General features: G+C 42.9%; 16 protein-coding genes. 14 read left to right on the top strand and 2 right to left on the bottom strand.

The window, feature by feature from the left end:
- Window positions 1-12 precede the first annotated feature (12 nt).
- Window positions 13-1,050, bottom strand: a complete 1,038-nt coding sequence (locus GKC25_RS17280) for a pectate lyase family protein (RefSeq protein ID WP_262417246.1) — start codon at window positions 1,048-1,050, stop codon at window positions 13-15.
- A 483-nt stretch (window positions 1,051-1,533) separates the two neighbouring features.
- Here GKC25_RS17280 and sigY point away from each other — a divergent pair, with 483 nt between their 5' ends.
- The 14 genes from sigY to GKC25_RS17210 all read left to right on the top strand — a co-directional run bounded on the left by sigY (window position 1,534) and on the right by GKC25_RS17210 (window position 12,811).
- Window positions 1,534-2,067, top strand: coding sequence for an RNA polymerase sigma factor SigY (gene sigY, locus GKC25_RS17275; RefSeq protein WP_034660439.1), 534 nt, complete (start codon window positions 1,534-1,536; stop codon window positions 2,065-2,067).
- Entirely contained in the window at window positions 2,064-2,375 is a 312-nt protein-coding gene (locus tag GKC25_RS17270) for a YxlC family protein (protein ID WP_034660438.1), read from the top strand. Before sigY ends, GKC25_RS17270 begins: the two co-directional genes overlap by 4 nt.
- Complete coding sequence (locus tag GKC25_RS17265; protein WP_060597571.1) at window positions 2,372-2,584, top strand: hypothetical protein; 213 nt, start codon at window positions 2,372-2,374, stop codon at window positions 2,582-2,584. The genes GKC25_RS17270 and GKC25_RS17265 overlap by 4 nt, the downstream gene beginning before the upstream one ends.
- Before the next feature lie 314 nt (window positions 2,585-2,898).
- On the top strand, window positions 2,899-4,269 hold the full coding sequence (gene gdhA, locus GKC25_RS17260) for an NADP-specific glutamate dehydrogenase (protein ID WP_095285627.1): 1,371 nt from the start codon (window positions 2,899-2,901) through the stop codon (window positions 4,267-4,269).
- Between the two features lie 83 nt (window positions 4,270-4,352).
- Window positions 4,353-4,466 carry a hypothetical protein gene (locus tag GKC25_RS17255; protein WP_008345567.1) on the top strand — a complete coding sequence of 38 codons (114 nt, stop codon included), beginning with the start codon at window positions 4,353-4,355 and terminating at the stop codon, window positions 4,464-4,466.
- Window positions 4,467-4,589: 123 nt separating this feature from the next.
- Window positions 4,590-5,972, top strand: coding sequence for a copper amine oxidase (locus tag GKC25_RS17250; protein WP_187704236.1), 1,383 nt, complete (start codon window positions 4,590-4,592; stop codon window positions 5,970-5,972).
- A 70-nt stretch (window positions 5,973-6,042) separates the two neighbouring features.
- Entirely contained in the window at window positions 6,043-6,324 is a 282-nt protein-coding gene (locus GKC25_RS17245; RefSeq protein WP_223249928.1) for a hypothetical protein, read from the top strand.
- The gene (locus GKC25_RS17240; protein ID WP_223249927.1) at window positions 6,284-6,643 is read left to right on the top strand and encodes a class F sortase; all 360 of its coding nucleotides are present in this window, start codon (window positions 6,284-6,286) and stop codon (window positions 6,641-6,643) included. Before GKC25_RS17245 ends, GKC25_RS17240 begins: the two co-directional genes overlap by 41 nt.
- 237 nt (window positions 6,644-6,880) lie before the next feature.
- Window positions 6,881-8,824 (top strand): BglG family transcription antiterminator, encoded by a 1,944-nt coding sequence (locus GKC25_RS17235; RefSeq protein WP_187704235.1) that lies wholly within the window; start codon window positions 6,881-6,883, stop codon window positions 8,822-8,824.
- Between the two features lie 122 nt (window positions 8,825-8,946).
- Entirely contained in the window at window positions 8,947-9,252 is a 306-nt protein-coding gene (locus GKC25_RS17230; protein WP_034660433.1) for a PTS sugar transporter subunit IIB, read from the top strand.
- 14 nt (window positions 9,253-9,266) lie between these two features.
- Window positions 9,267-10,616 (top strand): PTS cellobiose transporter subunit IIC, encoded by a 1,350-nt coding sequence (gene celB / locus GKC25_RS17225; RefSeq protein ID WP_060597567.1) that lies wholly within the window; start codon window positions 9,267-9,269, stop codon window positions 10,614-10,616.
- A gap of 26 nt (window positions 10,617-10,642) precedes the next feature.
- Window positions 10,643-10,969, top strand: a complete 327-nt coding sequence (locus tag GKC25_RS17220; protein ID WP_034660431.1) for a PTS lactose/cellobiose transporter subunit IIA — start codon at window positions 10,643-10,645, stop codon at window positions 10,967-10,969.
- Window positions 10,966-12,294 carry a 6-phospho-beta-glucosidase gene (locus GKC25_RS17215; protein WP_034660430.1) on the top strand — a complete coding sequence of 443 codons (1,329 nt, stop codon included), beginning with the start codon at window positions 10,966-10,968 and terminating at the stop codon, window positions 12,292-12,294. Before GKC25_RS17220 ends, GKC25_RS17215 begins: the two co-directional genes overlap by 4 nt.
- Before the next feature lie 118 nt (window positions 12,295-12,412).
- Complete coding sequence (locus GKC25_RS17210) at window positions 12,413-12,811, top strand: hypothetical protein (protein ID WP_034660737.1); 399 nt, start codon at window positions 12,413-12,415, stop codon at window positions 12,809-12,811.
- A 314-nt stretch (window positions 12,812-13,125) separates the two neighbouring features.
- Here the strand turns inward: GKC25_RS17210 and GKC25_RS17205 are convergent, their stop codons facing one another.
- On the bottom strand, window positions 13,126-14,217 hold the full coding sequence (locus GKC25_RS17205) for a branched-chain amino acid aminotransferase (protein WP_106038311.1): 1,092 nt from the start codon (window positions 14,215-14,217) through the stop codon (window positions 13,126-13,128).
- Window positions 14,218-14,265: the final 48 nt, after the last annotated feature.

The raw sequence follows: 14,265 nt of genomic DNA, 5'->3' as shown, positions 1-14,265 counted from the left end.
CGTTTTGTGGTTTTAAGGGTTTACCTTTCCAACACCAGCATTTGATACCACTTCTGATTTGACATTGTTTACGTTAAGCAAAGAGTAGTTATAAGGAGGGTTGTACGTACCTGTTGAAGACGTTGGCAGACTGCCTGTGCTGTTAATAAATGAGTTGTTGATGACATGCCATGTACCGACTTGACGGCTGTCCCAGCTGCCGATCGCATTATTTGTATTTTCAAATACGTTGTGCTCAATTCTCATCTTCGCGCCCATACGAGAGTTGATCGCTGTGGTATGAATGCCTTTATAGTAGTTGTTATACACATGACCTTCCCCGTAGCGCATAGAAGGTACACGAGAATTCAGGTTTTCAAAACGGTTGTTATGGAACGTGATTTTTCGGTTGTAGTTGTCGTTATCAGAGCTGCCCATGAGCATCGTTTTCCAGCTGTCATGTACATAGTTCCATGAGAAGGTAATATAGTCGGAGTCTGTTTTCACATCAAATAATCCATCATAATCATCTTTCCCAGAGTTTAATGTGTTGTACAGCTCATTATGATCGACCCATACGTTTTTAGAAGCGCCTTCGATTCCGATGGCATCCTTGTCACCGATGTTACTGTGATGGATTTTCAGGTTGCGGATAATGACGTTATTGGAACGCCATACTTTGATACCAATTCCATTAAATTCACCTTTCGTGCCTTTGCCGACGATCGAGACATTGTTTGTATCTTTCACATCGATTTTATTGGCAGATGTATTAGAAGGGGCAATCGTCCCGTCGACAACAATTTTTAATTTTTCGTTTGTTCCTTTACTTTTGAGGGCAGCCAATAGTTCATTTCCAGTTTTGACTGTGACGGTTCTACCGCCTTCACCGCCTGTTGTACCGCCATTTAATGTGGAGAATCCTTGTTGATTAAAATTGGCCATAATAGAAGGGCTTTCTGGATACTTGGCTGCCGCTTTTGCCTCCCCATTAGGTGCAAATAATGAAGTCACGAGGCCAACCGCTAACACACCAGCTAACATTGGAACTTTTTTCTTCAAAGTCAACATCTCCATTCTATTTTGTTTTAATGTAAACGTTTCCAAAAATAAGCTGCAATTCAACTGCTCCCCCTTTCTTCGCCAGTATCGCCTTTTTCGGAATGTAGGAAGAGCATAGCACGCAAAAAGGTATCATCGGCTAAGAATTGGCGCTGTGTATTCCATGATTTTCTAGGAAACTAAGGCCATGATTATTTTATTTTCATCTAAATGAGACAAGGATCATTGACGATAGGTATTGGGATGACCTAGTGATTATGAGGGAGAGGCTCTTCGCTTGATAGAAAATCAAGATGATTACGAACGCACCATTTTGTTAGGGACGAAAGAATGTCATAATCATTACATAAGAAAAAATTGGATATAAAATGAATCAAATACTGGATCAACAGGGAGAAAAGGAGCCAAGTTAAAAAAATTAAGTCTATTTTGAACGATGTCGTCATCCGTGTCGTCACATGAATAAGAGAAGAAAAGGAAGGAGGGGTGTGTTTGGAGCAGACAGAAGAGACATTATTGATTCAGCGGGCAAAACAGGGAGACGATGCTGCATTTACAGCCCTTTATCGTCATCATTATTCCTTTCTTTACCGTTATATAATGAAGCTCACCCTTCAAGAAGAGCTGGCAGAAGAAATCATGCAAGAAACGATGCTGAAAGCGTACATGAAACTTTCTTCATTTAGAGGAGATTCCTTATTTTCAACATGGCTCATTTCCATTGCATCTAGACAATTTTTAGATCACCAGAAGAAAAGAAAACGTGAACAATTAAGAGAAGGGAAGGCGAATCAAGAGACCATACGCCGCTTCAAATGGGACATTCAGCAAAAGGGCCGCACATGGCATGAGATGTGGGATGCTCTAAACGAATTGAAGGCACAGGAGAGAGCACCGATTATTTTGCACTATTATTATGGCTTTACTTATCCAGAGATTGCTTCAATGCTCGGTATGAGAGAAGGCACTGTGAAGTCGAGGGTTCATCATGGATTAAAGAAAATTCGAAAGGAGTGGTCTCAATGAAGGAAGATCAGTTCACCGAACGTTTAAAGGAAGAGTTACAGCAGCTAGATGAACAAATTGAAGTGAAAGAGCCAAGTGAGCAGGCTGTCATGATGATGCTGAAGCAGGCAAAGGAACAAGAGAAAAGGCGTTTTAAACAAGAAGTACTGGCGTACGTTCTCATCAGTCTGACCATTCTGGCACTATTTGTCGCTGCCATCACCCATTTGCCTATCATCTTCATTCTTCTTCAAGTAGTGAGTGTGCCGCTCTGCGTCGTTGTCGGCATCAAGGAATATCAACACATTAAAGGAGGGTCTTCCTTATGAGTCAGACGGAGATGATCATCTTATTGTGCGCATTGCCGTTATTGTTTGCGCAGGGGCTTCTTTTATTTATGGATGCAAAGAAAAGAGGGCGCTATAAGTGGTTTTGGGGCATTGTCGGTTTAATTAATTTCCCATCATCTTCTATTTTATATTGGCTTTGTGTCGTGTACCCTGATCGAAAGAAAGATGAGAAGATCCGAAAAGATTGAGCGGACGGCCTATAAAACTTTAGGCCTTTTTTTCGGGTTGAAGATCAACTAGAAATCATTCATGATTCATCTATTTGTTAAAGAGTGCGGGATATATAACGTCTAAATCATCATTTCTAGCACAATAGTCATTCTGCAAGAGATACTTTCTAAAAACGATTGCTGCGGCTGCTTGATCCATCTCAAATCGGCATCATTTTCATCTGTTATCAGTATTGATCAGATTTTACAAATGGTGTTAAATTAATCTCAATATGCGTTAGAAAATCTAACAGGATAAATGTGTGAAGATATACAAAGGAGGCAGATGAGACATGTTGACCTTAGATCGAGCAGCACAAACAGCACAAAGCTACATCGACCGTGTGTTAGAGGAGGTGGAAAAACGAAATCCTGGTGAGGAGGAATTTCAGCAAGCCGTAAAAGAAATTCTAGAATCACTCGTTCCTGTTTTTGCAAAACACCCAGAGTATGAAAAACAGGGCATTTTAGAACGACTCATTGAGCCTGAGCGGCTTGTGGTATTTCGTGTACCTTGGGTAGATGATGAGGGGAAAGTACAAGTCAATCGGGGGTTCAGGGTTCAATTCAATAGTGCCATCGGTCCTTATAAAGGAGGCATCCGTTTCCACCCATCTGTCAATGCAAGCATTATTAAGTTTTTAGGATTTGAACAAATCTTTAAAAACGCACTGACTGGTATGCCGATCGGCGGGGGAAAAGGTGGATCAGATTTTGACCCTAAAGGGAAATCTGATGGAGAAATCATGCGTTTCGTCCAAAGCTTTATGAGTGAACTCAGCCGATATATTGGACCTGATCAAGATGTACCAGCAGGTGATATTGGCGTAGGGGCACGCGAAATTGGCTATATGTTCGGACAGTACAAGAAAATGCGCGGTGCTTATGAGGCGGGTGTGCTCACAGGGAAAAGTCCTGGATTTGGAGGCAGCTTAGCGAGAAAAGAAGCGACAGGCTATGGACTGGTGTACTTTATGGAAGAAATGTTAAAAGCGCATGGACTGCAATTTGAAGGGCATTCAGTTGTTGTGTCTGGATCAGGGAATGTGTCTATTTATGCGATGGAAAAGGTCATGGAGCTAGGCGGTAAGGTCGTTGCTTGCAGTGATTCAAGCGGAGCGATTTATGATCCTCAAGGCATTTCACTTGAGACCGTGAAGCAGCTAAAGGAAGTGAGCAATCAACGGATTGGGGCATACATAGACATTCACCCGCATGCCGAATTGATTGAAGATTGTGAACAAATTTGGTCTGTTCCTTGTGATATTGCGCTTCCATGTGCAACGCAAAATGAAATATCTGAGATGCAAGCGCAGCAGCTCGTGGAAAATGGTGTCATTGCGGTAGGAGAAGGAGCTAATATGCCCTCTACTCTTCAGGCAGTCAAAGTGTTTGAACAGAATGATATTCTATTTGCGCCGGCAAAAGCGGCGAATGCTGGCGGGGTAGGTGTCTCAGCACTGGAAATGGCACAAAATAGTGCAAGAATGTCTTGGACATTTGAAGAAGTAGATGATCAGCTGAAACAAATGATGCAGACGATTTATCGTCGGTGTACAGAGACAGCAGACGAATATGGACACTCTGGAAACTTAATCGTAGGAGCAAATATTGCAGGATTTCGCAAAGTGGCAGATGCGATGATCGCACAAGGCGTGATTTAACTCCTGCTCTCCCGCACCTGTTTATTTCATGACAAGATGGGGAATCGTCCTTGTAAGAATGACAATAAGGAGGCGCGGGAGAAATGAAAAAATGGCTGAAACAAATTGTCAAATGGGCACCAGTGATTTATCCAGTGGTGAGGAAAATATATAAAGAGCGAAAAGCATCTAAAAGTCGTAACGTATCAGCCGGATAATCCGGCTTTTTTTATGCAAGCATTACCGATTGTGTCCTGAACGAAAAAATAATAGATTTGAATGATCCAAGTCATGCCTCACTCCGTTAAGTACATAACAAACGGAAAGAGGAGGAAAAACAGATGAACATGAAAAAAGCGATTTTAACCATTCCACTTAGCGCAGCATTACTATTTCCGGCAGCTCATAGCGCAAGTGCACACGAAGGACATATGCATGGAGAGGCAAAGAAGACATCTTCGTCACAAGAGGTGTCAAACAAAGCAACCGATCTTCGAGCAGCACTAGACCAGTTATTTTCGGAGCATGCCTACTTAGCAGTCATCACAATGCAAAAGGGAATTGACGGTAGCAAAGATTTTAAACAAGCAGCGGCAGCGCTAAATGACAACACAAATGACTTATCGGAAGCCATCGCTTCTGTGTACGGAAAAAAAGCAGGGAAACAATTCAAAGACATTTGGTCAAGTCATATCGGCTACTTTGTTGATTATGTACAAGCAACGGCAAAGAAAGATGAAGCAGGTAAAAAGAAAGCAGTTAAGCAGCTTGACCAATATCGCATGAAACAAGCTGATATGCTCGATCAAGCAACAGACGGCAGATTGAAAGCTAGCGAACTAGAAGAAGGCTTAAAAATGCACGTCAATGAACTGTTAAAAGCGTTTGATAGCTACACTGAAAAGGATTTTGATACGACCTATGAAACGGTTAGAAAATCCATTCATCATATGTTTGAAGTCGGTAAAGGCGTATCGTGGGCGATCACAGATCAATTTCCTGGGAAATTTGATCACAAATCAGTCGACACACCAGCAGCAGACCTTCGTGAAGATTTAAACTACTTGTTCTCAGAGCATTTGGCGCTTGCGGTCGTTGCTATGCAAAAAGGAAATGATGGCAGCAAGGACTTTGATCAAGCAGCGGCAGCTTTGAACGAAAACACAAATGATTTATCAGATGCGATTGCCTCTTTTTATGGCAAGGATGCAGGAAAACAATTCAAAGACATTTGGTCAAGCCATATCGGTTACTTAGTTGATTATGTCAAAGCGGATGCATCAGGAGACAAAGAAGCGAAAGAAAAAGCGGGGAAAAACTTAGATGCGTATCGAATGAAGCAAGCGAAATTTTTAGATCAAGCGACAAATGGACGTTTGAAGGCAGCAGATTTAGAGGCTGGCTTGAAAATGCATATTGATGAGCTGATCAAAACATATACGTCATACCATAATGGCGAATATGATCAGCTTTATCCAACAGTGAGAGAGGCGTACGGTCATATGTTCATGGTCGGTCAAGATGTCACAGCAGCAATTGTTGATCAGCATCCTGAAATGTTCAAATCCAAGATGCCTAATGAAATGCCTAAAACAGGTATGGGAGGTACAGCCGGTCCTTTAGGTATGTCATATGAAGCATTTGCGGGAATGATCGCAAGTTTGATCCTAGCCGGCGGTGCAGCGGGTGCGTTCTTCCTTACTCGCCCTAAGACATCAAATTAAGCTCGTATAAAAAGGAAAGGGGAACGTGCACAATCGTGCCGTTCCTTTCTTTAAAAGGAGGCAGACTGACTTGATAAGGTGGTTGTTTGGTCTTCTGATGCTTCTCATCATCACGGGCTGCGCATCACAATCTATGGATGATTCGTCATCCTCTAAAACAACCTCATCTCCTGAAAAAATGACAACAAACCAAGCCGCAAAACAGTCTCATTCACAAGACATGTTAAAAGACGAACCGTCTGGTATTGTCCCGGCTGAAATTGCGATTCCGGCGATTAGTGGAGAAAACAACTTTATCAAAGGATGGCAGTATGGGCGTCCCAAAAAATACGGACAACACAGCTTGGTTTAAAGATGGTCCAAAGCCAGTAGATAAAGGAAATGCCGTCATGAATGGCCATGTTGATAATAAATGGGGACCTTCTGTTTTTTATCGATTAAAGGAGCTAAAAAAGGGAAACAAGGTAATCGTGACGTCCTCGTCAGGAAAAAAGCGAACTTTTGAAGTGATCAAAGTGCAAAGCTATCCGCGTGAAGAAAAGCCGAATGCGTTTTTCGGGTACGCTTTTACACGGAATCTCAATTTCATTACGTGTACAGGGACATTTGATCATGCAGCAGGGACTCATGAAAAGAGACTGGTTGTCTTTACCCAGCTGATCCCTTCATAAAAAAGGCGATGACACGGAGGTGTAGCGCCTTTTTTGATGGTTTCTGCCAGAGTCCTACAAAAAGATTCATAGGTCATTAGATATGGTTTGTTGTATAAATAGGGGCGTTTGTCATATAAATGAGTTGGCAATTTTTATTTCTTTTCAGTAGAATATGAGTAATGAAGAGAACTGCAAGCGTATACACCCTGTCCAGACAAGGCAGATTCTCCACCCTTACATAAGGAGGCCGATCTGATGCTGAGTAAAAGACTGGCGCACATCTTAAGTCAGCTCATGGCAGCGGAGACCCCGATCACAAGCGCTGCGCTTTCTGTCAGCTTACAAGTGACAAGCCGCACCATTCGTACAGACATCAAGGAACTGAACGACCGTCTCGCTCCTTATCAAGCGGCTGTATCAGCTGTTCGAGGAGCTGGCTATGAGCTGTTGATCAACGATGAGAATGCCTTTCGCCGTTTTATGAAAGAGGAGGTCGAACAGGAAGAGCCACTGGCTGTTCTGCCGGAGGAGCGCGTTCGGTTTATTTTAAAGAAGCTGCTTCTCGCAGAGTCTTATGTGAAACTGGAAGACTTACAGGACCAGCTGTTTATTAGTAAATCGACGATGAGTAACGATATGAAATGGGTCAAACGCAAGCTTGAGCCATTTGATCTGAAGCTGGATGCGAAGCCGAATAAAGGCTGCCGAATCAAAGGATCGGAGATGAAAATTCGTTATTGTATGTCAGAATATTTATTCAATGAACGCCGTTCCTGCCAAACGATGCTGAACACAGCAGTCACCATTTTGCCAAAACATGAATTGGAATTGATTCAGAAAACAATGATTGATTATATCAATGAAGAAAGAATGAATCTATCAGACATTTGCATGAATAATTTAATCGTTCATGTTGCGATTGCCTGCAAACGGATTAGACACGGAAACTATGTATCTGTTTTGCCAGAGGAAATCAATGAGATACCACAGGCAAAGGAATATAAGGTCGCTAAAAAAATGGTGGAATGCCTTGAAGGACTGCTGGACGTCTCTTTTCCACAAGAGGAGATCGTCTATATCGCCATTCATTTATTAGGAACAGCCAAAATGGTACAGTCCTTTTCATCGAGTGGTCAAAAACAAATTGTGGATGATGACACGAGCCGTCTTGTTCAGCTTATGCTCCAAGCCATTGATCAAAAACTGCAGCTTGATTTAGCCGGCGATGCGGAATTAATGATTGGACTGAGTCTGCACTTAAAGCCAGCCATGACCCGGTGTAAATATGGAATGAACTTAAGAAATCCGATGCTTGATGAAATAAAGGCGGGGTATCCACTTGCTTTTGAAGCAGGTATTATCGCCAGCAGGGTCCTAGAAGAAGAGGAGGGGCTGAGTATTCATGAGAATGAAATCGGATATATGGCGCTTCATTTTGGTGCGGCTTTAGAGCGGAGGAAAATGGAGATTCCGCCGAAGCGATGTCTCATTGTCTGTGCATCTGGTGCAGGGAGTGCAAGGCTGCTTCAGGATCGTTTGCGGTCACAATTTGGGTCAAAACTGACCATTTTAGGAACAGCAGAGCTTTATTCGTTTCCGCATGTGTCTTTACATGCCCTGGATTTGATTATTACAACGGTCCCGATTCAGATGGATTTACCGATTCCAGTCATACAAGTAAACACCATTTTAGGAGGCGGCGACTTTTTAAAAATTGAAGAAGCCCTGACGAGTGAAACAAGGGTGACATTGGCCTCTCAATATATGAAAAAGGAATTGGTCTTTACAAAATGCGCCTTTCAAACAAAGGAAGAGGTCATCACCTTTCTCACGGAAAAAATCATCGATATGGGTTTAGCACCAGCAGAGCTTACACCTTCTGTGATGGAAAGAGAAGAGGCTGCTCCTACATCCTTCGGGCATTATACAGCCATTCCGCACCCTATGACGCCGCTGACAGAAGAGACGTTTTGGGCGATATGTACATTAGAAAAACCGATCATATGGGGAGAGAAAAAAGTTCAATTTGTCTGCTTGCTTTGTGTCGAAAAAGAGAATGCCAAAGATTTAAAAGGGATGTACCGTCTGCTGGGCGAGCTTGTGCATAATGTGAAATTCATTCAGCATCTCATCGCCTGTGATACATTTGAAGACATGCTGGATACCATGTATAAAAAGGTCCCTTCGTACAAGAACTAACAGTGTGATCTTAACTTTTTCCGCTTCCTAAAGGAAAAAGTATAGGTGTTTATGAAAGCGGTTTCATAATATGATGAATGTGTAAAGAAAAGCTTCACACTTTCAAAAGGGGGCGTTTACACATGAACATCTTATTGGTTTGTGCAGCAGGTATGTCAACAAGCTTACTAGTCACAAAAATGGAGAAAAGCGCACAAGAACAAGGAAAAGACTATCGTATTTGGGCAGTATCTGGAGATTCAGCAAAAAGTCATATTGATCAAGCCGATGTGCTTTTATTAGGACCACAGGTTCGATATTTATTACCACAAATGAAAAAGCTCGGAGAAGAAAAAGGAATTCCAGTCGACGTCATTAATACCGTGCATTATGGCGTATGTAATGGGGCTGAGGTTTTAAAATCTGCTGAACAGTTAGTGAACGGATAAAGGAGGCGGAAGGGATGAATGGATTCAACCGATTTCTAGAAGAGAAGGTCATGCCGTTTGCAGGGAAGATTGCCGCTCAAAGACATTTACAAGCATTGCGTGACGGAATTGTTTTAACCATGCCTCTCATTATTGTCGGTTCACTGTTTCTCATTTTAGCCAACCTTCCGATCCCAGGATACAGCGATTTTATGGCAAGTATCTTCGGAGCTGAATGGGCCACGAAACTATCCTATCCTGTTAATGCAACCTTTGACATTATGGCACTTGTTGCCACCTTCGGGATTGCCTACAGGCTTGCTGAAAAGTATGCAGTGGATGCCCTATCATCTGGTGCGATCGCTGTTGCAGCTTTCCTTTTGGCGACACCATATCAAGTTCCTTTCACACCTGAAGGTTCAACAGAAGCCATCCTAGTAGGTGGGGGAATTCCAGTCACATTGATGGGCAGTAAAGGGTTATTCGTTGCCATGATTATTGCCATGCTTTCAACTGAAATTTACCGATTCATTGTCCAGCGGAATATCGTCATTAGGATGCCTGATGGTGTACCGCCAGCAGTGAGTAAATCGTTTATCGCACTTATTCCAGGTTTTGTGGTCATCACGCTGATCTGGGTCGTTAGACTTGTGATTGAGATGACACCATTTGAGAGTATTCATAATATCATCACGGTCTTAATTGGCACACCGCTTTCCATTCTTGGTGGAAGCTTAGGCGGAAGTATTGTCGCCATTGGTGTGCAAATGCTCCTCTGGGCATGTGGTATTCACGGAGCAACCATTGTCGGCGGCGTCATGGGCCCAATTTGGCTCGGTGCGATGGATGAGAACCGTCTCGCATTCCAAGCAGGAGAAGTGCTGCCAAATATCTTCACAGCGCAGTTCTTTGAAATCTTCATCAATGTCGGCGGAAGCGGTGCAACGCTTGCTTTAGTGCTGACGATGATCTTACGTGCCAGAAGTAAACAAATGAAACAGCTTGGCCGACTTGCCATTGGGCCAGCCATCTTTAACATCAACGAACCGATCATTTTTGGAATGCCGATTGTCATGAACCCAATGCTTCTCATTCCGTTTATTCTTACGCCAATCATGATGATCATCACCACATATATCGGAATGAGCACAGGACTTGTAGCAAAACCAGCGGGGATTGCTGTTCCATGGACGATGCCGCCCATCATTTCAGGCTATCTCGCCACAGGAGGCAAAATCTCTGGTGCTGTCATGCAGCTGATTAACCTGGCGTTGTCATTCGCTTTATACTACCCATTCTTTAGAATGTGGGATAAGCAGAAATTAAAAGAAGAAAGTGAGCTAGAAACAAAAGCATCAACTGATGAAAATGTCGTCAGCATGTAATAGAGGAAACAAGGGGGATGCGGCCGATGGAAATGGAACAAATTGTGTTTCAACTCATCTTACATGGCGGGAATGGCAGAAGCTCTGCGATGGAGGCCATTACAAGTGCAAAGCAAGGAAACTTTGATGAGGCGAAGCAAAAATTGCAGGAAGCACAAGACGCGTTAAATGAGGCGCATCACGCACAGACAGAGCTGATCCAAGGAGAAATTAGAGGAGAAAAGACCGACATCAGTCTCTTAATGATCCATGCACAGGATCATCTCATGAACGCAATGACCGTCAAGGAACTCGCGGCGGAAATCATCGAGCTCCATGAAAAAATGAAGCAACTCGGAGGTGTCAATTCATGAAAGATGGAATCAAAATTGTCACAATAGGCGGAGGATCGAGCTATACGCCTGAGCTTGTCGAAGGGTTTATCAAACGATATCATGAATTGCCTGTAAAGGAATTATGGCTAGTGGATATTGAAGCGGGTCAGGAAAAGTTAAACATCGTGGGCGCTCTCGCGAAACGCATGGTTGAAAAAGCCGGTCTGCCGATTGAGGTACACCTGACGCTTGACCGCCGGGAAGCCCTGAAGGACGCAGATTTCGTGACGACACAATTTCGTGTAGGACTGCTGGAAGCACGGGCAAAAGATGAGAGAATCCCGCTTAAATACGGCGTCATCGGTCAGGAAACGAACGGACCAGGCGGTTTATTTAAAGGTCTTCGGACCATCCCGGTCATTCTAGACATCGTGAAGGATATGGAAGAACTTTGTCCAGATGCATGGCTTGTGAACTTTACAAATCCGGCAGGCATGGTCACAGAAGCTGTGCTGCGCTACACAAATCTAAAAAAAGTAGTCGGTCTATGCAATGTACCAATTGGGATCAAAATGGGGATTGCCAAGGCGCTTGATGTGGATGTTGAGCGAATCGAGGTACAGTTTGCGGGCCTCAATCACATGGTCTATGGGTTAGACGTGTATTTAGACGGGGTCAGCATCATGGATCAAGTGCTCGATGAATTGGGAAATCCGAATAGTCAGTGGTCTATGAAGAACATTGAAGCGAAAAACTGGGAACCTTCTTTTGTGAAAGGCTTAGGGGTGATCCCATGTCCGTATCATCGCTATTACTATAAAACGAAAGATATGCTGGAAGAAGAGCAAAAAGCGGCCCAAGAAAAAGGAACAAGAGCAGAGGTTGTACAGCAGGTCGAGCAAGAATTATTTGAGCTCTATAAAAATCCTGATTTATCGATTAAACCACCGCAGCTCGAAAAAAGAGGCGGGGCGTATTACAGTGATGCGGCATGTAACTTAATCAGCTCCATCTATAATGATAAGCATGACATCCAACCTGTCAATACAGTGAACAGAGGGGCGATTGCCAGCATTCCGGCTGAATCAGCGGTTGAAGTGAACTGTATCATTACGAAGGACGGACCAAAACCAATTGCGACGGGCGATCTGCCTGTAGCTGTGAGAGGGCTCGTTCAACAAATCAAATCATTCGAGCGTGTGGCAGCAGAAGCGGCTGTAACAGGAGATTACGAGACGGCTCTTGTGGCGATGACGATTAATCCGCTTGTCCCATCTGATGAAATTGCAAAGCAAATTTTAGATGAAATGCTCGAAGCGCATCGTGAATATTTACCGCAATTCTTCAAATCAGTCAAAGCGTAAAACAAAATGGCCCCTTTATGGGGTCGTTTTTTATCATTGCCCCATATGGAAATTCGAGAAAGAAGTGTATGATAGAAAAAAACAGCATGTATGGCTTCAAAGAAAGGACGGTTTGAATATGGTTGCAATTGGTTTAATGCTTTACGGCTTTATCGTTCAACCACTGATGAGTTACGGCACAGTGGTCTTGTTTTTGTATGGCATCATTGCTTCATTTATTGGTCTTATTCGTCATAGACAGTATGTGTGGATTTATGTTCTCCGCCTGCTCGTTTGTTTTACCATTCCAGTGACCAACCTGTTGATGTATTTCGCAACGATTGGTGGAGATGAAAGAGACTTTGATTTCCAGCCCATGCCGCTTGTTTATTATCTTGTCTTTATCCTAGAAATCATCATCGTCTTTTTACCAGAGATCTTTTTACTGATCGAAAGAAAGCGGAGCATAAAAAGGAAACAGTGGATATATGCAGGGGCGATTGTGGGGGTATCGGTCTTGTTTTGGTGCACGATTTGATGGGCGGCTGACTGGACATCTAAGTCTATTTCGCCTTTTTGTTGTGTAGCCTCTTTCGTCTAACCTTTACAAAAGTAATGGAAAGAACAAGGATAAAAATCCCGAGAACCTTAAATAGAAACCGGGTGAGGAACGGTGAATCGTCGAAACCTGTAGCTATGATCATCGATCCGATGCAAATACCTAAGAACGCTAGTAGATAAGTAAAAAAAATACCATCACTCCTTATACGTATGATTACCATTATAAGGTATATTGGAGGGGTAAATAAACAAAAAAAGAACCCTTCATGACTGAAAGGTTCTTTTACATGCTTATGTCTGCTTAACGACCGAGTCGACTTCTACTGTCCAGCCGAAGATATCTGGCTGTGTTCCTTTTTGAATACCGGTAATGGCCTCATACAATTTCTTCGATACTTCACCTGTTTGACCATCTTGAATCACATATGGCTGATCGTGATAAATTAATTCCCCGACAGGAGAGATGACGGCCGCCGTTCCAGTTCCAAAAATTTCTTCAAGCTCACCTGATTGATGTGCTTCAATTAACTCATCAATCGAAATTTTACGCTCTGTCACTGGAATACCCCAATGTTTTAACAGCTCAAGTACAGAGTTACGGGTGATGCCTTCTAAAATGCTGCCGTTCAATTCAGGCGTCACGATTTCTCCATTGATTTTAAAGAAGATATTCATACTCCCGACTTCTTCAATGTACTTTTTCTCGACTCCATCAAGCCAAAGAACCTGTGAAAAGCCTTTGGTTTCAGCGACTTGCTGTGCCTTGAGGCTTGAGGCATAGTTTCCAGCTGTTTTGGCATTTCCTGTCCCGCCCTTAACGGCACGGACAAATTCGTTTTCAACTGCAATTTTGACCGGGTGGATGCCTTCTTTATAGTAAGATCCCACTGGAGATAAGATAATCAGCAGCTTATACGTGCTTGACGGCGCAACGCCTAAATACGGCTCAGTGGAAATAATGAATGGACGGATATACAAGGAAGTGCCCTCTGCATCAGGTACCCAATCCTTATCAATGCGAATGAGTTCATTTAAGCCCTCTAAAACCGTTTCTGTATCAATTTGTGGGATACACAGGCGGTCATTGGATCTGTTTAAGCGTTCCATGTTCTTTTCCGGACGGAATAAGAGAATTTTCTGATCCTCAGAAACATAAGCTTTTAAGCCTTCAAAAACAGATTGCCCATAATGGTAGACCATCGAAGCTGGGTCCATTGGAATGGCCTGATAAGGTATAATTCTGGGATCGTACCAGCCTTGATCAATGGAATAATCCATCACAAACATGTGATCTGTGAAGATTTTTCCGAATTCAAGTTGATCAGATTGAGGTTTTGGTTTTTTTGTTGAACTAAGTTCAACGCGGATGGGTTGTTTTGGCATCGTAAATCTCCTTGCTGTTTGATTATTTGAAAATTCTAATAATATGAA

It is taken from the genome of Bacillus pumilus (genome assembly GCF_038738535.1).
GTDB lineage: Bacteria > Bacillota > Bacilli > Bacillales > Bacillaceae > Bacillus.
Note: the sequence above shows the minus strand (reverse complement) of the source record. Positions and strands in the feature narration are given on the sequence as shown.